The organism is Rhodococcus xishaensis, from assembly GCF_004011825.1.
GTDB classification, from domain to species: Bacteria; Actinomycetota; Actinomycetes; order Mycobacteriales; family Mycobacteriaceae; genus Prescottella; species Prescottella xishaensis.
In genome coordinates, this window is record NZ_RKLO01000005.1 from 209,344 (window position 1) to 229,853 (window position 20,510).

At 66.5% G+C, this 20,510-nt stretch carries 16 protein-coding genes; 10 read left to right on the plus strand and 6 right to left on the minus strand.

The window, feature by feature from the left end:
* Positions 1–3,600, plus strand: coding sequence for an urea carboxylase (uca, locus tag EGT50_RS13225; protein WP_127955112.1), 3,600 nt, complete (start codon positions 1–3; stop codon positions 3,598–3,600).
* Between the two features lie 177 nt (positions 3,601–3,777).
* Positions 3,778–4,350, plus strand: coding sequence for a carboxymuconolactone decarboxylase family protein (locus EGT50_RS13230; protein ID WP_127955113.1), 573 nt, complete (start codon positions 3,778–3,780; stop codon positions 4,348–4,350).
* 148 nt (positions 4,351–4,498) lie between these two features.
* Here the strand turns inward: EGT50_RS13230 and lpdA are convergent, their stop codons facing one another.
* Both lpdA and EGT50_RS17055 read right to left on the minus strand, forming a co-directional pair.
* Positions 4,499–5,902, minus strand: coding sequence for a dihydrolipoyl dehydrogenase (gene lpdA / locus EGT50_RS13235; RefSeq protein ID WP_127955114.1), 1,404 nt, complete (start codon positions 5,900–5,902; stop codon positions 4,499–4,501).
* Between the two features lie 154 nt (positions 5,903–6,056).
* Complete coding sequence (locus EGT50_RS17055) at positions 6,057–6,215, minus strand: hypothetical protein (RefSeq protein ID WP_164873410.1); 159 nt, start codon at positions 6,213–6,215, stop codon at positions 6,057–6,059.
* A 661-nt stretch (positions 6,216–6,876) separates the two neighbouring features.
* Here EGT50_RS17055 and EGT50_RS13240 point away from each other — a divergent pair.
* On the plus strand, positions 6,877–8,922 hold the full coding sequence (locus EGT50_RS13240) for a prolyl oligopeptidase family serine peptidase (RefSeq protein WP_127955115.1): 2,046 nt from the start codon (positions 6,877–6,879) through the stop codon (positions 8,920–8,922).
* Between the two features lie 66 nt (positions 8,923–8,988).
* Positions 8,989–10,059 carry an alpha/beta hydrolase gene (locus EGT50_RS13245; RefSeq protein ID WP_127955116.1) on the plus strand — a complete coding sequence of 357 codons (1,071 nt, stop codon included), beginning with the start codon at positions 8,989–8,991 and terminating at the stop codon, positions 10,057–10,059.
* A 325-nt stretch (positions 10,060–10,384) separates the two neighbouring features.
* Here the strand turns inward: EGT50_RS13245 and EGT50_RS13250 are convergent, their stop codons facing one another.
* Positions 10,385–11,197 carry an alpha/beta hydrolase family protein gene (locus tag EGT50_RS13250; RefSeq protein ID WP_127955306.1) on the minus strand — a complete coding sequence of 271 codons (813 nt, stop codon included), beginning with the start codon at positions 11,195–11,197 and terminating at the stop codon, positions 10,385–10,387.
* 91 nt (positions 11,198–11,288) lie between these two features.
* Here EGT50_RS13250 and EGT50_RS13255 point away from each other — a divergent pair, with 91 nt between their 5' ends.
* Positions 11,289–12,239: a TIGR03621 family F420-dependent LLM class oxidoreductase gene (locus tag EGT50_RS13255; protein WP_127955117.1), complete on the plus strand. Its 951-nt coding sequence runs from the start codon at positions 11,289–11,291 to the stop codon at positions 12,237–12,239.
* 79 nt (positions 12,240–12,318) lie between these two features.
* The gene (locus EGT50_RS13260; protein WP_127955118.1) at positions 12,319–12,522 is read left to right on the plus strand and encodes a PspC domain-containing protein; all 204 of its coding nucleotides are present in this window, start codon (positions 12,319–12,321) and stop codon (positions 12,520–12,522) included.
* A 118-nt stretch (positions 12,523–12,640) separates the two neighbouring features.
* Here EGT50_RS13260 and groL read toward each other — a convergent pair whose 3' ends face one another.
* From groL to EGT50_RS13275, 3 genes are all read right to left on the minus strand, one after another.
* Positions 12,641–14,266, minus strand: coding sequence for a chaperonin GroEL (groL, locus tag EGT50_RS13265; RefSeq protein WP_127955119.1), 1,626 nt, complete (start codon positions 14,264–14,266; stop codon positions 12,641–12,643).
* A 242-nt stretch (positions 14,267–14,508) separates the two neighbouring features.
* Positions 14,509–15,033, minus strand: coding sequence for a DUF6764 family protein (locus EGT50_RS13270; RefSeq protein WP_127955120.1), 525 nt, complete (start codon positions 15,031–15,033; stop codon positions 14,509–14,511).
* 108 nt (positions 15,034–15,141) lie between these two features.
* Complete coding sequence (locus EGT50_RS13275) at positions 15,142–15,921, minus strand: HAD-IIA family hydrolase (RefSeq protein WP_127955121.1); 780 nt, start codon at positions 15,919–15,921, stop codon at positions 15,142–15,144.
* Positions 15,922–16,072: 151 nt separating this feature from the next.
* Between EGT50_RS13275 and EGT50_RS13280 the strand changes: the two genes are divergently transcribed.
* The 4 genes from EGT50_RS13280 to EGT50_RS13295 all read left to right on the plus strand — a co-directional run bounded on the left by EGT50_RS13280 (position 16,073) and on the right by EGT50_RS13295 (position 20,490).
* Entirely contained in the window at positions 16,073–16,549 is a 477-nt protein-coding gene (locus tag EGT50_RS13280) for an SRPBCC family protein (protein WP_127955122.1), read from the plus strand.
* Positions 16,550–16,697: 148 nt separating this feature from the next.
* Complete coding sequence (locus tag EGT50_RS13285; RefSeq protein ID WP_127955123.1) at positions 16,698–17,411, plus strand: phosphatidylserine decarboxylase; 714 nt, start codon at positions 16,698–16,700, stop codon at positions 17,409–17,411.
* Positions 17,408–18,250, plus strand: a complete 843-nt coding sequence (locus EGT50_RS13290; RefSeq protein WP_206615822.1) for a CDP-alcohol phosphatidyltransferase family protein — start codon at positions 17,408–17,410, stop codon at positions 18,248–18,250. The genes EGT50_RS13285 and EGT50_RS13290 overlap by 4 nt, the downstream gene beginning before the upstream one ends.
* Before the next feature lie 41 nt (positions 18,251–18,291).
* Positions 18,292–20,490, plus strand: coding sequence for an AAA family ATPase (locus EGT50_RS13295; RefSeq protein ID WP_127955124.1), 2,199 nt, complete (start codon positions 18,292–18,294; stop codon positions 20,488–20,490).
* Positions 20,491–20,510 lie beyond the last annotated feature (20 nt).

The window sequence follows — 20,510 nt, forward strand, 5'->3', positions numbered from 1 at the left end:
GTGTCCCCTGCACTCGACACTGGTTTCGATACCCTCCTCGTCGCCAACCGCGGCGAGATCGCCTGCCGCATTATGCGATCGGCCCGCGCACTCGGACTGAAGACGGTGGCGGTGTACTCCGACGCCGATGCGTCGGCCATGCATGTCGAGATGGCCGACACAGCGGTCCGCCTCGGCCCCGCCCCGGCCGCGGAGTCGTATCTGCGCAGCGACCTGGTGATCGAGGCCGCACTCTCCACCGGCGCGGCGGCAATACACCCCGGGTACGGATTCCTTTCCGAAAACACAGAATTCGCCACGGATGCCGAACGGGCGGGTATCGCGTTCGTCGGTCCGACGGCGGAGCAGTTGCGGGTGTTCGGTAACAAGCACACCGCTCGCGAGGCCGCACGCGCCGTGGGGGTCCCGCTGGTACCGGGCAGTGGACTGCTCGAGTCGGTCGAGGAGGCGGTGGCGGAGGCCGAACGCATCGGCTACCCGGTCATGCTCAAGGCAGTAGGTGGCGGCGGCGGTATCGGGATGCAGGCGTGCTTCACGCCCGAAGACCTGCGGGCCGCGTACGAGACCGTGCAGCGGCTGGCCGCGGCGAACTTCTCCTCATCGGGGGTATTTCTCGAACGGTTCGTCGCCCGTGCCCGTCACATCGAGGTGCAGGTGTTCGGCGACGGTACCGGACGCGTCATCAGCCTGGGAACTCGCGACTGCTCTCTGCAACGCCGCAACCAGAAGGTGGTCGAGGAGGCACCCGCCTACGGTCTACCCGACGCCGTCGTCGATCAAATCCTTGGTTCTTCAAGAGATCTCGCATCGTCGGTGCACTACAGGTCAGCGGGCACTGTCGAATTCGTGTACGACGTCGATCGCGGTGAAGCGTCGTTCCTCGAGATGAACACCCGACTTCAGGTGGAACATCCGGTCACGGAGGAGGTCACCGGCGTCGACCTGGTGGAGTGGATGCTGCGCCTGGCCGCCGGCGACTCGTCGATGCTCGACGGGATGCCCGCCTCCGGCCCGGCGATGACCGGGCACGCCGTCGAAGCGCGTGTGTACGCGGAAGATCCCGGCCATGACTACCGGCCCAGCGCCGGCACCCTTACCGCTGTCGAGTTCCCACCGAACGCACGTATCGAAACGTGGGTGGAGACCGGCACCGAGGTGAGCGCCGACTACGACCCCATGCTCGCGAAGATCGTCACCCGTGGCACCACCCGAGAGGACGCGCTGGCGAACCTGGGATCGGCGCTGGACGAGACCCGCCTCTACGGTGTGCAGACCAATCTTCCTCAGTTGCGGCACCTTTGTGCTCAACCTGTCGCCGAGTACACGACTTCGTCACTTGCCGACGTCCCGGCGACCGGACGACGGATCGACGTCCTGCGGGCGGGGACGATGACGACGGTGCAGGACCTTCCCGGCCGGATCGGCCTGTGGGAGGTCGGTATTCCACCGTCGGGACCGATGGACGACCTGTCGCTGCGCCTGGCCAATACCGCGGTCGGCAATTCCGCAGAGGCGCCCGGACTCGAGTGCACGCTGCAGGGTCCACGCCTCGCGTTCTCCGAACCCGCGATCGTCTGCGTGACGGGCGCCGATGTCCCCGTGACCGTCGACGGACGGGAGGTCCCGATGTGGGAACCGACCGAGGTGGGTGCCGGGTCGATCCTGGATATCGGGTCACCCGCCGACGCTGGTCTGCGCACGTATCTCGCGGTCCGCGGTGGTCTGGACGTGCCGCTGTTCCAAGGCAGCGCTTCGACGTTCACGCTGGGCGGCTTCGGCGGTGTCACCGGCAAGGCAGTCGCGACCGGCGACGTCCTCGGAACGCTGCCGGATACCCATGCACTGACCGATCCGGCGACCGTACCCGTCGAACTGCGCCCGGAGATCACGCACACGTGGCACCTCGCGGTAACGGAGGGTCCACAGCCGGCGCCGTCCTACTTTACCGACTCGGACATGACCCAGTTCTACGAGACCACGTGGACCACGGCCAGTCACGCCAACCGCACCGGGATCCGGCTCGACGGACCAAAGCCGACGTGGTCGCGTCCCGACGGCGGCGAAGCCGGACTGCACCCGTCGAACCTCCACGACAACCCGTACAGCGTGGGCGCCCTGAACGTCTCGGGCGACACCCCGATCTTGCTCGGTCCGGACGGACCGAGTCTGGGCGGGTTCGCCTGCCCGCTCACGGTGGTGAGCGGGCACCGCTGGAAGATGGGACAGATCCGTCCTGGCGACGCCGTCCGGTTCGTCCCCGTGCCCGACGAGGCCGCCGAGACGCTGCGTCGCAGCGATATCGACCGTGCCAAGGACGTTCCGGCGGTGCAGGTCTCGCGCGGTGACGGTGGTGTGCTCGGCCGCTCGGCGGCCGGTGACGACCGTCCATCGGTGGCATACCTGCGTGGCGGCGACGACAACATCCTCGTCGAGTACGGACCGATGGCACTCGACCTGGGTCTGCGGATGCGGGTGCACGCACTGTCGGAGGCCCTCACGGCACTACGCGTCCCCGGGCTGGTGGATCTCACGCCCGGCGTGCGCTCACTGCACCTGCACTTCGACCCGGACATCCTGGCGCAACGGCAACTGCTCGGGCTCCTGCAGGAACTCGAGCAGGATCTGCCCGCAACGCACGACCTGGTCGTCCCCAGCCGAACCGTACGACTTCCGATGTCGTTCGACGACCCGTCCATCGGCGACGCCCTCGACCGCTACCGCAGCGGTGTCCGCGACAGCGCGCCGTGGCTGCCGTCGAACCTCGAGTTCATCCGTCGCATCAACGGACTCGACAGTATCGACGACGTCCGCGACACCGTTTTCGACGCCGAGTACCTTGTCCTGGGACTGGGCGATGTGTATCTGGGTGCGCCACTGGCGGTTCCGCTGGATCCGCGGCACCGGCTGGTCACGACGAAGTACAACCCGGCACGCACCTGGACCCCGGCGGACGCGGTGGGCATCGGCGGAAAGTACCTGTGCGTGTACGGCATGGAGTCACCCGGGGGCTACCAGCTGGTCGGGCGCACGGTACCGATCTGGTCCGGGTACCGGCAGCGACCGCCGTTCGAGCCTGGCAAACCGTGGCTGTTCCGATTCTTCGACCGGATCGTGTGGGAGCCGGTGACCCCCGATCAACTCGAAGAGGCGCGTGCCGAGTCCCGCGCCGGCCGGTTCCAGGCCGACATCAGCGAGGGAACGTTCGCACTCGAAGATCACTTGCGATTCCTGGCCGAGAACGCCGACTCGATCGCGGCCTTCGAGCAACGGCAGACCACCGCGTTCGAGGCCGAGAAGCAAGCGTGGCATGCGTCAGGCGAGTTCGATCGCACCGAGAACGAGACTGCCACCGAGCCTACGGCGGCAGCGGTGGACGTCCCACCGGGCGCGACCGTCATCGAGGCACCCATGGTCGGGAACGTGTGGCGGGTGGAACTCGAACCCGGACAGCAGGTCTCGTCCGGCCAGCCCGCTGTGATCCTGGAGGCGATGAAGCTCGAGATGCCGGTGCCGTGTCCCGAGTCGGGAACGGTGTTACAGGTCCTCGCGGAACCGGGCGCGAAGGTCGCGCCCGGGACCCCGCTGGCCGTCATCGGCTGAGCCGTCTTTACGGCAACCTTCCCTGGCACCGGCGCTGCGACCGCATACACGGATCCAACTGGGCACGCGGATCTGACCGGGCGACGTGGTCCCGCTCCGTATGCTCGCGTAGAGGCCCTGCTCGAGTAGAGGCCGAACGAATCACTGCGACCGTGGCGGCCGACCAGGGGAGGACGAGTGACCACACACGACGAGAAGAAGACCGGCGACGGCACGGCGCCGCGCATCGCACCGGGGCGGTTCCGGGAACTCGGGCCGCTCAACTGGGTCAGCTGGCGGGTGCTGTCGCTGGGTTCGCGTACCCGGGACGCCAAGCTGTTCAGCACGCTCGGCCGCACCGGAGGGCTGTTCCGTGGCTGGCTGCACTACTCCGGCGTGCTGATGCTCCTTCCGGGCACCAAACTGAACCGGTTCGAGATCGAACTCGTCGTCTTGCGCGTCGCTCACCTGCGCGAATGCCGGTACGAGATGGAGCATCACATACGTCTCGGCCGCCGCGCCGGGGTGACGCCGCGGATCCTCGACCGGGTGCTGGAAGGCCCCGGCCACCCCGGCTGGAGTCCCCGGTACCGTGCAATGCTGGCGGCAACCGATCAGTTGGTCCTCACCGACGACATCGACGAGCCGACGTGGTCGGCACTCGCCGAGCACCTCGACGATCGGCGACTGGTCGAATTCTGCCTGCTGGTCACCCAGTACGACGGCCTGGCTACCACGATCGGGACACTGCGGATCCAGCCCGACTTCTGATCCCGGCAGCTGGTTGTCCCGGCGGACTGTGTGGACCCGCGTCTCAACGCTGCAGGGCCTACGGAAAGGTGAGAAGCCCGCATCATTCCGCGCGGGCTTCTCACCGACCGAGGTCTTACGGTGGCGAAGTTCTTCCGGTGGCGAACCGTCAGAAGTTGATCATGTGGCCGGCGAGACCGTGGATGGCCTCCTGCAGCGCCTCGCTCAGCGTCGGGTGCGTGTGGACGTTGCGCGCGAGCTCGTTGACGGTGAGGTCCCACTTCTGGGCCAGCGTCAGCTCCGGCAGCAACTCCGAGACGTCGGGGCCGATGAGGTGACCCCCTAGTAGCTCGCCGTACTTGTTGTCGGCGATCAGCTTCACGAAGCCGTTCGGGTCGTTCAGACCGTGTGCCTTACCGTTCGCGGTGAACGGGAATGTCGCTACCTTGACGTCGTAACCCTCGGCCCTGGCTTCCGTCTCGGTGAGACCGAAGCTCGCGACCTGTGGCTGGCAGAACGTGGCGCGTGGCATCATCCGGTAGTCGCCGAGTTCCATCGTCTCGGCGCCGCCGATGGTCTCGGCGGCGACGACGCCCTGAGCCTCGGCAACGTGTGCGAGCTGCAGCTTGGCGGTGACGTCACCGATGGAGTAGATGCCGGCGACGTTGGTGCGCATGCGCGCGTCGATCGCGATGGCGCCACCCTCGGTGAGCTGGACGCCGGTGTTCTCGAGACCGTAGCCCTCGACGCGTGGCGCGAATCCAACGGACTGCAGAACCTTGTCGACGGTGACCGTCTCGACCGCGCCGGACTTGTTGTCCTTGATCGAAACGATGACGTCGGTGCCGTTGTCCACGATCGATTCGACTGCCGCACCAGTCTTGATCTTGACGCCGAGCTTCTTGTACTGCTTGGTGATCTCCTTGGAGACGTCCTCGTCCTCGTTCGGGAGGGCGCGATCGAGGAACTCGACGATGGTCACGTCGACGCCGTAGTTGGCGAAGACGTAGCCGAACTCCATTCCTATAGCACCCGCGCCGACGATCACCATCGATGTCGGCAGGTCGCGGGTGAGGATCTGCTCTTCATAGGTGACGACGTTCCGACTGAGCGAGGTCCCCGGCAACAGCTTCGTCACCGAACCCGTCGCGATGATGACGTTGTCGAAGGTCACCGTGTCGGTCCCACCGGAGGTGAGCGCCACCGAGATCGACTTGGCATCGACGAATGTGCCCCTGCCGTCGTACTCGGTGATCTTGTTCTTCTTCATCAGGAAGTGCACGCCTTTGACGCGGCCGTCCGCAACCTTTCGACTACGGTCGAACGCTGCACCGAAGTCGAACGACACGTCCCCCGACATGCCGAACGCCTTGGCCTCCTTGTGGAAGATATGCGCGAGTTCGGCATTGCGGAGAAGCGCCTTCGAGGGGATGCAGCCCACGTTCAGGCAGACACCGCCCCAGTACTTCTCTTCGATGATGGCGGTCTTGAGTCCCAACTGTGCCGCGCGGATCGCAGCGACGTACCCACCGGGACCGGCTCCGAGGACAACGACGTCATAGTGTGAGGTCACGAGGCCCTAGCCTAGTCGGGTCACATTTCAGTGTCCCAGGATGGTCGCTACTCGAAAGTAGGGTCGATGCGACACGGCGACACAGCAAGTCGGACAACCAGAAACGACCTACGACCCCAGTCGCCGCGGCGGCTGGGGTCGTAGGTGCGAATGCTCAGCTGAACGAGATAGTGCTCCCGAGGTCTCCGATGGTGCTACCGCCGAAGACGCTGCCTGCGCCGAGGCCAAGGCCGAAGAGGATCTCCAGGAAACCCCCCGCGGACCCTGCTGCCGCCCCGGACAGTGAGCCGAGGTCGATTTCGTCCAGGTTCATGGCAATCGCCTTTCTACCGCTTGTGTCCAGGCGCTCAGCTGAGATCCGAGACGGAACCGAGGTTCACGACGTTGCCGATCACGGCGACGATGGCGGCGAGGATGTCATCAACGTTCATTTCTTTTCCTTACTTTTGTGGTGGTTGTGTGACAGATGTGACGAGCTAGCTGAGCTCGGTGACGGAACCGAAGTTCACGACGTTGCCGATCACGACGGTGATCAACGAGATGATGTCATCGAGGTTCATTCCTCATGCCTTTCGCGAGAGATTCCGTGATGTTTGTGATGATCTTGCTTCAGCCCGGGCTGGGAGTCCGTACGGGGAGTACTACTGCAACCCCCGGAGTTTGTACTCCCTTGACATCCCGTCCGGTTTGTGCGCCTTGCGGAGTGTCACCGCTTGGTGCTCGGAGCAGGAAGACGATCGGGTTTATTCGACCGTGATGAAAAGATAACCCATCTGGATCGCTTTGTCTGCAAATTCGTTACATCGTCTTTGCTCATCTTCAAGATCTCTAAAGATTCACCCTCGTCCTCACCCTCGGGCCGTACCCGGTTGACCCCCTCTTTAACACGGGTGGCACACGTTGATCATGAAGCGCCGTCGCCACCCACCACGGTCGTCACCATCGCCACCCTCAGCACCGCCCACAATGGACCCATGACGCACTCGCCCTCCACCTCCACGCCGGCCGTCGATGCGAACCTATGGCTCGAAGACGTCACCGGCGACGAAGCCCTGACCTGGGTACGCGAGCACAACGACAAGACGATCGCAGAATTCGCCGGCACCAACGCGTTCGAGTATCTCGAATCCAACGTCCGCTCGATCCTCGACACCGATGCCCGCATCGCCTACGCACGTCGACGTGGGCCATACCTCTATAACTTCTGGCGCGATGCCGAGCACGCTCGCGGTCTGTGGCGCCGCACTACGATGGACGAATATCGCAGCGACACAACGGAATGGGAGATTCTCGTCGACGTCGACGAACTCGCCGAACGTGAGGGCGAGAACTGGGTGTGGTCCGGTGCGCAGGTGCTGCGGCCCGACCAGAACCTCGCACTTCTCAGCCTCTCCCGCGGGGGTGCGGACGCTGTGGTCGTGCGCGAGTTCGATCTCACCACCCGCACCTTCGTCGACACGGAAGACCGTTTCCACGTCGCGGAAGCCAAGACCGACATCGGCTGGATCGATTCCGAAAGCGTCTACATCGGAACGGATTTCGGTGAGAGGACGCTCACCGATTCCGGCTACCCGCGCCTCGTGAAGCGCTGGAGCCGTGGTACACCGCTAGCCGAGGCCGTCACCGTGTTCGAGGGCGAGCAGACCGACGTTGCAGTCTCAGGGTGGCACGACAGCACACCAGGATTCGAGCGCAGTTTCGTCGAACGCGCCATCGACTTCCACAGCTCGCACCGCTTCCAACTCCTGGGCGACGACACCCTGGTCCGAATCGACACCCCCGAAGACGCACGGATCTCCGTCCACCGGGAGTGGCTGTTGATTCGCCCCCGCTCACCCTGGACCGCCGGCGACACCACTTATCCGGCGGGCGCACTGCTGGCCGCGAAGTACGACGACTACCTCGCCGGATCGCGTGCACTCACCACACTGTTCCGCCCGGACGCGCACACATCGCTCGAGCAATACGCGTGGACGCGCGATCATCTGCTGGTGGTCACCCTCTCGGACGTCCAGTCCCACGTCCAGGTCCTCACGCCTAGTGAGAATGGTTGGGAAACAACCCAGCTCGAGGGCCTACCGGACCTGACGTCGTCCGAGGTCATCGATACCGACCCCCGCGAGAGTGACGACTTCTTCCTCAACTCCAGCGGCTACCTCACCCCGGCCACCCTGTTCTCGGGAACTGCGGGGGGAGCGCTCGAGGCCCTCGAGTCGGCGCCGGCGTTCTTCGACACCACCGGCCTCACTGCCGCCCAGTACTTCGCCGAATCCGTAGACGGCACACGCGTCCCCTACTTCGTAGTGCGCCGCGAGGACGCGCCGGCGGGACCGACACTGCTGTACGGCTACGGCGGATTCGAGAAGTCGATGACCCCCGGCTACAGCGGAATCAACGGCAGCGCATGGCTGCAACGTGGCGGTACGTACGTGGTCGCGAACATCCGGGGCGGAGGCGAGTACGGCCCGCAGTGGCACACCCAGGCCCTGCGCGAAGGTCGGCACAAGGTCCACGAGGACTTCGCCGCCGTGGCGCGTGATCTCGTCGCTCGCGGCATCACCACCCCCGAACAACTCGGCGCGCTCGGCGGCAGCAATGGCGGCCTGCTGATGGGCATCATGCTCACCAAGTACCCCGAACTGTTCGGCGCCATCGTCTGCCAGGTGCCGCTGCTCGACATGAAGCGCTACCACCTGCTGCTTGCAGGGGCGTCCTGGATGGCCGAATACGGTGACCCCGACGATCCGGACGACTGGGCGTTCATCTCCGAGTACTCGCCGTACCAGAACACCCGCGCGACGGCGTTGTATCCGCCGATCCTCATCGCCACCTCCACCCGCGACGACCGCGTCCACCCCGGGCATGCCCGCAAGATGACGGCCCGCCTCGAGGACGAAGGCCATACCGTCTACTACTACGAGAACATCGAGGGTGGCCACGGTGGCGCGGCCGACAATGCGCAGGCGGCCTTCAAGTCGGCCCTCACCTACACATTTCTGTGGGACCAGTTGGCCCGATGACGTCCGGGGCTCGCGCTGCTGGGCTACGATTCGCCCGAATCAGACGATCCGGAAGCGAGCTGCCACATGACACCTGACGCGACCACCTGCCCGCCACTGCGCCGACTTGGCGCCGGAGCACTCGTCACCGCCACCGCGGTGGGCGCAGTGCTGGGCCTCGCACCCATCGCCACGGCCGGCGAAGGTCCGGAGTCGACCCAAAACGTTGCAGCGCAAGCGGATCCCGCCTTCCCGAGGTCCGACGACGCCTACATCACCCGGGTCGAGAACATCACCGATCGGTGGCTGCGGGTGTTCGTGTACTCACCGGCGATGCAGTCGGAGCAGCAGGTGCAGGTTCTCCTGCCTCGCGACACCTCCGTGCCCCGGCCCACGATGTACATGCTCGACGGTCGCTCGGCCGAGCCCGGAACGAACAACTGGACCGAGCAAGGCAACGCGGTGGAGTTCTTCGAGGACAAGCCGGTCAACGTCGTCTTGACCACTGGAGGTCGGGCCAGCTACTTCACCGACTGGGAACAACCCGACCCCGCCCTGGGCACCTACGAGTGGGAAACGTTCCTGACCGAGGAACTACCCCCGCTGATCGATGAGCGGTTCTCCGGCAACGGCATTCAGTCGATCGCCGGACTGTCGATGGGCGCACAGTCGGCGATGACGCTGGCGATGCGCTCGCCCGGACTGTACCGCGGTGTGGCGGCCTACAGCGGTTGCTACGAGACCACCAGCGACCTGGGCCGGACACAGATCGGCATGGTGGTGGCGAGCTACGGCGGCGACGTCGAGAACATGTGGGGTCCGTTCACGGACCCGAAGTGGGCCGAGCACGACGTGCTCATCGGGGCCGAGAAGCTGCGCGACACAACGCTATACGTCTCCACGGCCAGCGGACTGCCCGGCCCGAACGAGACGCTCGACAACCCGGATCTGATCGCGCTGGTCACCCAGGGCGGACCGATCGAGGCCGTCACCAACTACTGCACCCACCAGCTGGACGATCGGCTGCGCGCGCTCGACATCCCGGCGACATTCGTCTACAACCCGGTAGGTGTCCACACCTGGGCATACTGGCGCGATGAGCTGCCCAAGTCGTGGCCGACCCTCGCGGCATCCCTCGAGATCGAGCCGAGCGTCTGAGCCCACCGAACTCGAACACCGCAAAGGGCGGTGATGGGTGACCATCACCGCCCTTTGCGACCCACCGGTTCGGAGCTTAGGAGGATCCGAGGGAACCAGTGGCCTCCACACTGCTGTTGTTGAGGTCAGTCAGCGCGTTCATGAAATCTGTAACGGTCTCGAGGAACGAGGTGATGTCGGAACTCATGGAAACTCCCTGTAGTTGCGGTGTGGTGTCGCGCTTCGACGCGAAAGCGCCGCGTAGATCTTAAAGCCAACGTAACGGTTAGGGAACACTAAAGTCGCGATCCGACCAAGGTTTGGGATCCGGCCTGGGTGGGCTCTCTCACTGGCGGTCGCGGATCCACGTGGCGATCCGCTCGACCGTGCTGTCCGGGGTCCGAATCCAACCGCTGTGCCCGAGTTGTTCCGGTTGGTGCCAAGTCGTCACGTCGGAACCGGACAGCTTGCTCAACAGGTTCGTCGACGAGCTTCGCGGTGCCAGGTCGTCGCCCTCGATCGAGATCGACAGCACCGGGAGCTTCAGCCTTGCGATTCGGTCTTCATAGTCGATGTCGGCTCCCGCCGGCTCGATCCGCCCACTGCGCGCGAACCGCGACCAGTCTGAGATCGTCACCCGGGACTGGGGGCCGAAACCGCCGACGTCCAGACGATCCCCCGGCCAGAAGGCGGCGGCGCTCGCTGTGACCGAGATCGCTGTCGAGCCCAGCAGCATGCCGGGCGATCGGGCTCCGGGGAACCCGCGGTAATACGGCGAACCGGATGCCACGAGAATCAAGCCGCCGAGCCGTCCCCGGATCCGCGCCGCGTACATCACGCCCAGCTGCCCGCCGATGCTGTGCCCGAGCAGGTAGGGGGTGCTCTCGTCGAAGCGCTCGCGCACCACTTCGAACATCGCCGGCAGGTCAACCGACACCAACTCCTGGTAGCCGAACGTGCTCGACGCACTCGGACGCGGGCGACTGTCCCCCTGCCCTCGCAACTCACATGTAGCAGCGCAGAAGCCGTGCTCCACAAGCGACTTCGCGAACCTGTCGTAGAAGGCTGCGGGAATCCCCAGTCCCGGCACGATGACAACCACGGGCGCACTCTCCGGTCCGGGAAACAGCCGAACTGGCGTCGTCGTCCCGTCGGGCATCTGGATTGGCACGGTCTCGACCACGTCCCCAGCCTATGCCGCGAACCGCCATCGTCCCGCCCGACAGCACCAACCGGGGCACCCTGACGGTATGACCGAGTTCAGGTTTTCACACAACATCTTCGGCATCACGACTTCGGAAGCGTTCGCGCGGACGTGCCGCCGCGCCGAGCAGAGCGGATACGACGCGGTGTTCGCCGCCGACCATCTGGGCACCGCGTCGCCGTTCCCACTCCTCGTCGCGGCCGCGGCCGCCACCGAGAAATTACGGGTGGGGACGCTCGTACTCGATGTCGGGTTCTGGAATCCGGCCCTGCTCGCCCGAGAGATCTCGACCACCGACATCCTTGCCGGCGGCCGACTGGAGATCGGCCTCGGCGCCGGCCACATGAAGTGGGAGTTCGACGAGGCCGGCATCCCCTGGCAACCGTTCGGAACCCGTGTGGGACGCCTCGCCGCGACCGTCGACGCGCTCCGGAACCAGTTCGCCGCCGATGGCTATCCGCAGCAGGCGGCGCTGCGGGAGAACTACGGCATGCCGGTGCTACGGCCCATCCAGCGCGTCGGGTTCGCCGGTACCGGACCCCCACTCCTCATCGGCGGTACCGGCGAACGCGTCCTGCGGCTGGCTGCCCGGGTCGCCGACATCGTCGGGGTCGCCGGCGCCGTCCAGTTGCCTGGACAGCCGCCGGGCACGATGCGACTTGCGACCGCCGCCGAAACCGACGAGCGGATCCGGTTCACCCGCGAACAGGCCGGTGGGCGCGCGGCACAACTGGAGTGGCAGGCCCTCGTGCAGGCGGTGGTCGAGACCGACGACCGCACCGCTGCCGCCGCCGAACTGGCGGCAGGCTTCGGCGGGCTCATATCCCCCGAGGACGTCCTCGACACCCCGTTCGTGCTACTCGGCACTTACGACGAGATGGCCCGGCAGATCCTCACGAACCGCGAGCGCTACGGCTTCACCCATTACACCGTGCACGAACCGCACGCCGCCGCGTTCGCGCCGGTCATCTCCAGGGTTCGGGCGCTCCAGAAGTGACCCCGGCAGCAAGGATCAGGGTGCAGATCCGGGGAAACCCCGATGGTGTCCGATGGCGCGGCCAGCCAGACTCGTTGCCATGCCGTACGACAGCGAACTTCCCCGACCGTTCGTCCGCTCTCGCGACCAGCGCGTGCTCTCGGGAGTGTGCGGTGCGGTCGCCGAGCACTTGGACATCGACGTCAACATCGTCCGCCTGGCAGCGGTCGTCGGCGCGTTCGTCTCCGTCGGCACCGTCGCACTGATCTATCTCGCGGCGTGGATGCTCCTGCCCGAGGCCTGACGCGAAAGACCGGCCTGATACGACAATGGCAGGAAGCCCGGGACACCGTGAGGTGTCCCGGGCTTCCGCGCCTATCTGGGTCGGTCTACCTGAGATCAGGCGGAACTCCCGAAGGGGATCAGAAGTCCATGCCGCCCATGCCGCCGGTCGGGTCGGCCATCGGTGCCGCGGCCTTCTCCGGCTTGTCGGCGACGACAGCCTCGGTGGTCAGGAACAGCGCCGCAATGGACGCAGCGTTCTGCAGCGCCGAGCGGGTGACCTTGACCGGGTCGTTGATGCCCGCGGAGAGCAGGTCCTCGTACTCACCGGTCGCGGCGTTCAGGCCGCTGCCGGCGGACAGGTGGCGGACCTTCTCCGCAACGACGCCGGGCTCGAGGCCGGCATTCAACGCGATCTGCTTGAGCGGAGCCTCGAGGGCAACCTTGACGATGTTGGCACCGGTGGCCTCGTCGCCCTCGAGCTTCAGCTCGTCCAGGACCGGGGAGGACTGCAGCAGAGCCACGCCACCACCGGCGACGATGCCCTCCTCGACGGCAGCCTTTGCGTTGCGGACGGCGTCCTCGATGCGGTGCTTGCGCTCCTTGAGCTCGACCTCGGTCGCAGCGCCGGCCTTGATGACCGCGACGCCACCGGCCAGCTTGGCCAGGCGCTCCTGCAGCTTCTCACGGTCGTAGTCAGAATCCGACGCCTCGATCTCGGCGCGGATCTGGTTGACGCGACCGGCGATGGCGTCGGCGTCGCCGGCACCCTCGACAATGGTGGTCTCGTCCTTGGTGACGACAACCTTGCGAGCGCGGCCGAGCAGCTCGATGCCGGCGGTCTCGAGCGACAGGCCGACCTCCTCGCTGATGACCTCGCCACCGGTGAGGATGGCGATGTCGGCGAGCTGCGCCTTGCGACGGTCACCGAAGCCCGGGGCCTTGACAGCCACGGACTTGAAGGTGCCACGAATCTTGTTGACGACCAGGGTCGACAGGGCCTCGCCCTCGACGTCCTCGGCGACGATCAGCAATGGCTTGCCGGCCTGGATGACCTTCTCGAGCAGCGGCAGCAGGTCCTTGACCGTGGAGATCTTGGAGCTGACCAGCAGGATGTACGGATCCTCGAGCACCGCCTCCTGACGCTCGGGGTCGGTGGCGAAGTACAGCGAGATGTAGCCCTTGTCGAAGCGCATACCCTCGGTGAGTTCGAGCTGCAGGCCGAAGGAGTTGGACTCCTCGACGGTGATGACGCCTTCCTTGCCAACCTTGTCCATGGCCTCGGCGATGAGCTCACCGATGGACGAGTCGCCGGCCGAGATACCGGCGGTCGCGGCGATCTGCTCCTTGGTCTCGACCTCCTTGGCGGTGTCGAGCAGCTTGGCGGTGACGGCCTCGACAGCCTTCTCGATGCCGCGCTTGAGACCCAGCGGGTTGGCGCCGGCAGCGACGTTACGCAGACCCTCACGGACGAGCGCCTGAGCCAGGACCGTCGCCGTCGTGGTGCCGTCACCAGCGACGTCGTCGGTCTTCTTGGCGACCTCCTTGACCAGCTCGGCGCCGATCTTCTCGTAGGGGTCCTCGAGCTCGATCTCCTTGGCGATGGAAACACCGTCGTTGGTGATCGTGGGGGCGCCCCACTTCTTCTCCAGTACGACGTTGCGACCCTTGGGTCCCAGCGTCACCTTGACGGCGTCAGCGAGGCTGTTCAGGCCACGCTCGAGGCCGCGACGTGCCTCTTCGTCGAACGCGATGATCTTGGCCATTGCGAAGTGATCCTCCGGATTGGGGGTGACACACGGAGGCGATCACTCGTCGGATCGCCCCATTTACGCTTCCGGCCAGGCTCGGTGCCCGCGACGGACGACCGGGGGTGTCTGGGTTCCCGGTCTCACCGTCCCGACCTGGCACTCACTAGTCGCGAGTGCCAAGTGCATTTTTAGCACTCGAGGGGGGCGAGTGCAACGTTGCGAGAAGGTCTCCGTCGGTGGTTGACGCCCCCGGACCGCTAGTCGCCCAGGCAGGTCTGACCGGTCTTCAGATTCCATGCGAACGACAGCGGACCGACGCAGTCGACACCACCCAGCTCAGCGGTCGCCCCGGAGCCCCAACCGGCCACCGCGAAGGTCGCGATGCCGTCATCGGCCCATGAGTGTGCAATGCCGCCGCCGATCGCGAGGGCCAGCGACTGACCGCTGCCCCGTGCCGCGCTCAGCGCCGTACCGAAGCCCGTCGCGACACTGTTCGAGGACCCGAAGCCCTCCGCGACCGACACGGCCGTACCACTTTCCATCGCTGCCGAGCGGGCGACGCCCTGCTCGATGGCCTCCGCACCGCAGCTCGCGAACCCGGAGACCTGGATGTCGTTGGGCACGGTCGGCGACACGCACATCACCGGCGCTGCAGTCGCGGTGCCCGCGCCCGCCAGCGAAACACCCACTGCCACACCGATTCCCGCGGTCGCAACCACCGCCGTCCGTGTCATCGTCCGGCCGAGGTTCGAGATTGCGCGTACACGGGAAAGGGTCGACATTCGGACTCCTTGACAAACGGGACGAACAGGATGGGAGTGTCCGCGACACTACAGGCTCGTACCCGTTGAACCCAGGATTTCGATAGCATGCCGAACAGAATCGGCGCGTTACCCGATCTCGGTCAGCAACTGCGGTAGATCGGCCACCGAATCGACGAGGTGGTCCGGACGGTCCAGCGCCAGATCGAGGATCGGCTGCCGGAACTTGCCGGTCCGCACCAACACCCCTGTCATGCCCACGCGCTGCGCCGGCAGGACGTCGCCGCGGAAATCGTCGCCGACCATCACCGTCGCCGCCGGATCGACTCCCATCAACTCGGCCGCCGTCAAGAATCCGGTGAGTGAAGGCTTGCCCACCGACACGATCCGCGACCCCGATGCGTCCTCGATCCCCGGCAGGTACGCCCCGGTGTCCAGTCGCAAGCCGTCGGACTCCGACCACATGAGCGCACGGTGCATCGCAACCGCGGGCACCCCCGCCATCATCAGGTCGAGCACCCGACTGAGCGCGGCGTGTGTGAACTCCGGGCCCGCGCCCCCTATGACGACGACCTCGGGATTTACATCGTCCAACTCGATGTCCGGCATGTCGGCGCTGATGTCGCCGTGATTGAGCAGCATCACCCGCGCCCCCGGATACGTCGACCGCAGGTACTCGGTAGTGAGCCGGGCCGCCGTCACGATCTCCTCGGACCGGACGTCGAAACCGGCGGACGACAGCACTGACGCGATCTCGTCGCACGTCCGGGAGGTCGTGTTGGTCAGGAACGCCCGCACACCCCCGCGTTTTCGGATCTCGTCGAGCGCCTCCACCGCGCCCGGCACCGGTTGCCACGAGGTGACCAGCACCCCGTCGATGTCGAACAGGACACCTTCGACCCGGGTCATGAATCTGAGGGTAACGAGCAAGACCCGTCCGTGTCGCCGCCCGCACGAACTGTCGGAAAAGTGACCTGCTGCACACGAAAGACGAGTCGGCCCCTACGATCACCGGGTACGCGTGCCACCCCGTACCACCCAATCGAATCCGGAGAGAACAGTGACCAACACCCTCGAAGCCAGCATCGAGATCGCCGCCTCCCCAGAGGCGGTGTGGGAGATCGTCTCCGATCTCAAGCGAATGGGCGAGTGGAGCCCGCAGTGCCGCAAGATGCTCATGTCCGGTGAGGTCCGCGAAGGCGCCACGACCTTCAACATCAATCGCAAGGGCCTGCTGGTCTGGACGACCAGGTCCAAGGTCATCCGCTTCGAGCCGAACGAAGCCATCGCATTCCGCATCAAGGAGAACTTCACCATCTGGTCCTTCACCCTCGAACCGACCTCCACCGGTACCCGGGTTGTCCAACGCCGCGAAACCCCGAACGGCACGAGCAAACTGTCACAGACGCTCGTCAAGACCATCTTCGGTGGCAACGACTCGTTCGAGGCCGAATTGATCGTGGGCATGAACGCCACTCTCGCCCGGATCAAGAACGAGGCCGAAACCGCGAGCGCCGGAGCCCTCGGATCCCACTAGCGGATCCCACTAGCGGATCCCACTAGCGGATCCCGCCGGCACAGGATCCCGCTAGCACGTGGCCACCCACCGGTTCTCGGTAGTCGCGTAACCTGTGTTAGCTGGAACGGCGAAAATCGTCGCTCAACCCGACCGGTAAGAGGAGCCCGTGGCACGTCGACCGACACCCCCTGGCAGCCCCCAGCCCACTGGCGTCGGCCACGTGATCGGCCTCGTCAAGGGTGCTGTCCCCCCGCTTCACCCCGCAGGCCTGCCCTTCGTGCTGGCCCCGCTCGCAGTCGCGGCACTCGGCCGAAATCGAAAGTGGGTACGTCGGGCAGGGCTCGCCTCCGCGGCCGCGTGTGCGACGTTCTTCCGTCATCCCCGCCGCGTGCCGCCGAGGCGCCCCGGCGTCGTCGTCGCTCCTGCGGATGGTGAGGTCGCGCTCGTCGACACCGCTGTGCCGCCCGCCGAACTCGGGCTGGGCGACCAGCCGCTGCCGCGGGTCAGCATCTTCCTGTCCGTGCTCGACGTCCACGTCCAACGTGTCCCCGTCGCCGGTGTCGTGAAGAGGGTCGTCCACCAACCCGGACAGTTCCTGTCCGCCGACCTCGCGGACGCCAGCGAGGTCAACGAGCGCACCAGCATGCTCATCGAGACCGCCGACGGCCGCCATGTCGCCGCCGTGCAGATCGCCGGACTGATCGCCCGCCGGATCGTTTGCAACGCCCAGGAAGGTGACGCGGTCGCCATCGGCGACACGTACGGCCTCATCCGCTTCGGCTCACGCGTCGATACGTATTTCCCCGTCGGCACCGCACTGCTCGTCGAGCGGGGCCAACGCACCGTGGGTGCCGAAACAGTCCTCGCACAGCTGCCGTGAGACCACCCCGCCCGAGTCGGCAGCACGCAGTCCGGTTGCTACCCAGCATCATCACGGTCCTCGCGCTGTGCGGCGGACTGTCCGCCGTCAAGTTCGCGCTCGACGGTGAGCTCGGCACTGCACTTGCCATGGTCGGCGCCGCCGCCGTCCTCGACTCGCTCGACGGCCGACTCGCCCGCATGCTCGACGCGACCAGCAAGATGGGCGCCGAACTCGATTCCCTCTCCGATGCCATCTCGTTCGGCGTGGCTCCCGCGCTGGTTCTGTATGTGACCCTTCTCGACAGCAACAGTTTCGGTTGGATCGTCGCGCTCCTGTACGCGGTGAGCATCGTGCTCCGGCTCGCGCGATTCAACACGCTGCTCGACGACGACACGGTGCCCGGCTACGCGAAGGACTTCTTCGTGGGCGTGCCCGCCCCTGCCGGCGGGCTCGTAGCGCTCGCCCCGATCGCCGCCTACAGCCAGTGGGGCGACGGCTGGTGGTCGTCGACGGGCGTGGTCACAGTGTGGACGCTCCTGTCCGCGACGCTGATCGTCAGCCGCATCCCCACACTCGCGATGAAGACGGTGTCAGTGCCGCCGCGCATGGCCGCCGGGTTGCTCGCACTGGTCGCCCTCGCTGCCGCAGCGTTGGTCACCTATCCGTACGTACTGCTGCTGGTGCTGGTGTTCGTGTACCTCGCACACATCCCGTTCGCGGTCCGCTCGCAGCGCTGGGTCGCCGCACGTCCTGAGACCTGGGACATCAAGCCCGCCGAGCGCCGCGCGATACGCCGCTCCCCGAACGGCAACCGCAGCTCCTCGGCAGCGAGGCTGGGCCTGCGCCGACCGAGGTAGGTTCGACGGAGCGAATCCGGTGCCACACTAGGCTTACGGGTGTGACCTCGCCCGAACTGACACTCACGGTCCGGCTCAACACCTCTGCCGCGGACGCCCGCCGTGGCGTCGTGCGCCTGCACCCCGAGGTGCTCGCCGCGCTCGGCCTGCGGGAGTGGGACGCGATCGCACTGATCGGCGCCCGCCGAACCGCCGCGGTCGCCGGACTCGCACCCACCGGTACCCCCACCGGCACGGCCCTGCTCGACGACGTCACCCTGTCGAACGCCGGGTTGCGCGAGGACTCGACGGTCGTCGTCACACCCGTCACCGTGTACGGCGCACGCGCGGTCACCGTCAGCGGTTCGGCCATGGCGCGGCAGTCCATCTCGGACACCACACTGCGGCAAGCGCTGCTCGGCAAAGTGCTCACCGTCGGTGACGCGGTGTCGTTGTTGCCCCGAGACCTCGGGCCGGGCACCAGCACCGCGTCGGCGACCCAGGCGCTCTCTCGGACCTTCGGAGTCACTTGGACGTCGGAGTTGCTGACCGTCACCGGCGTCGACCCGTCGAGCGGTCCGGTGAGTGTGCAACCGAACTCGGCTGTGAGCTGGGGATCGGGGGTGACCGACTCCCGCCCGGCCCCGTCAGCGGTCGCGGCTTCAGCTTCGTCGGCGCTCGCGCCGGTAGTGACCGAACCCCGAACGTCCGACGTCGTCCCGGTCGAGGACCTCGTCGGCGCCCAATTCCAGGCCGCGAAGCTCTCCGAGTGGCTCACCCTCGCCCTGGACGAACCCGAACTGCTTCACAAGCTCGGCGCCTCACCGCATCTCGGTGTTCTCGTCACCGGACCTGCTGGTGTCGGCAAGTCGATGCTGGCGCGATCGGTCTTGGCGAATCGTCGAGTTGTCGAACTCGACGGGCCGGGTGCCGGCGCGTCCGAAGCACAGTCGCGGCTCGAGCGTGTCACCGCGGCCGTCGACGCGGTGCGCTCCGGCGGCGTGCTGCTCGTCACCGACATCGACGCACTGCTGCCCGCGGTGCGCGAACCAGTCTCGACGCTCATCCTCGACCAACTGCGCCGCGCGGTGGACACCGAGTCGGTGGCGCTCGTCGCAACCACCGCGCACCCCGAGTCGCTGGACGACCGCTTGCGCTCACAGGATCTGTGCGACCGCGAACTCTCGCTGCCGCTGCCCGACAGCACCGGCCGCCGGCAATTGCTCGAACTGCTCCTCCGCAAGGTTCCCACCAGCGATCTCGATCTCGCCGAGATTTCCTCACGCACGCCTGGATTCGTAGTCGCCGACCTCGCGGCCCTGTGCCGAGAGGCCGCGCTGCGGGCCGCGTCACGCGCGAACAACACAAAGCAAGAGCCACACCTGACGCAGCATGACCTCCTCGGCGCCCTCGAGGTGATCCGGCCGCTGTCCCGCTCCGGTACGGAGGAACTCGCGATCGGCACCGTCACCCTGGACGACGTCGGCGACATGGTCGAGACGAAGCAGGCGCTCACGGAAGCGGTCCTGTGGCCCCTACAGCATCCGGATTCGTTCGCACGCCTGGGCGTCGACCCCCCGCGCGGTGTCCTGCTGTACGGCCCACCGGGCTGCGGCAAGACCTATCTCGTTCGGGCCCTGGCCAGTTCTGGACAGCTGAGCGTCCACGCCGTCAAGGGCGCGGAGCTGATGGACAAGTGGGTGGGCGCGTCGGAGAAGGCCGTGCGTGAACTGTTTCAGCGAGCCCGAGACTCGGCTCCGTCGCTCATCTTCCTCGACGAGATCGACGCGCTCGCGCCGCGCCGCGGACAGAGTTCCGACTCGGGCGTCTCCGACCGGGTCGTCGCCGCACTGCTCACCGAACTCGACGGCGTCGAACCCCTTCGCGATGTCGTCGTGCTCGGCGCCACCAATCGGCCCGACCTGGTCGATCCCGCCCTGCTGCGACCCGGACGACTCGAGCGCCTGGTGTTCGTACCACCGCCGAACGCGGATGCGCGCACGGAGATCCTGCGGACATCGGGCCGGTCGGTGCCGCTCGCCGCAGACGTGGACATCGACGCTCTCGCACAGGACCTCGACGGCTACTCGGCCGCGGACTGCGCGGCACTGCTACGAGAGGCGGCGCTCGCGGCGATGCGACGCAGCGTCGACGCCGCCGATGTCACTGCGGACGACGTCGCTGCGGCGCGCGAGAAGGTGCGGGCATCCCTGGACCCGGAGCAGGTGGCACACCTGAAGGCCTATGCCGAAAGCCGCTGAGTGGCAGGTAGCGTCGGGGC

Coding starts and splice junctions, on each gene's coding strand:
- EGT50_RS17055 (WP_164873410.1), bottom strand. CDS start 6,215: ATGAACCTGGACGAAATCGACCTCGGCTCACTGTCCGGGGCGGCAGCA.
- EGT50_RS13240 (WP_127955115.1), top strand. CDS start 6,877: ATGACGCACTCGCCCTCCACCTCCACGCCGGCCGTCGATGCGAACCTA.
- EGT50_RS13245 (WP_127955116.1), top strand. CDS start 8,989: ATGACACCTGACGCGACCACCTGCCCGCCACTGCGCCGACTTGGCGCC.
- EGT50_RS13250 (WP_127955306.1), bottom strand. CDS start 11,197: ATGCCCGACGGGACGACGACGCCAGTTCGGCTGTTTCCCGGACCGGAG.
- EGT50_RS13255 (WP_127955117.1), top strand. CDS start 11,289: ATGACCGAGTTCAGGTTTTCACACAACATCTTCGGCATCACGACTTCG.
- EGT50_RS13260 (WP_127955118.1), top strand. CDS start 12,319: ATGCCGTACGACAGCGAACTTCCCCGACCGTTCGTCCGCTCTCGCGAC.
- groL (WP_127955119.1), bottom strand. CDS start 14,266: ATGGCCAAGATCATCGCGTTCGACGAAGAGGCACGTCGCGGCCTCGAG.
- EGT50_RS13270 (WP_127955120.1), bottom strand. CDS start 15,033: ATGTCGACCCTTTCCCGTGTACGCGCAATCTCGAACCTCGGCCGGACG.
- EGT50_RS13275 (WP_127955121.1), bottom strand. CDS start 15,921: ATGACCCGGGTCGAAGGTGTCCTGTTCGACATCGACGGGGTGCTGGTC.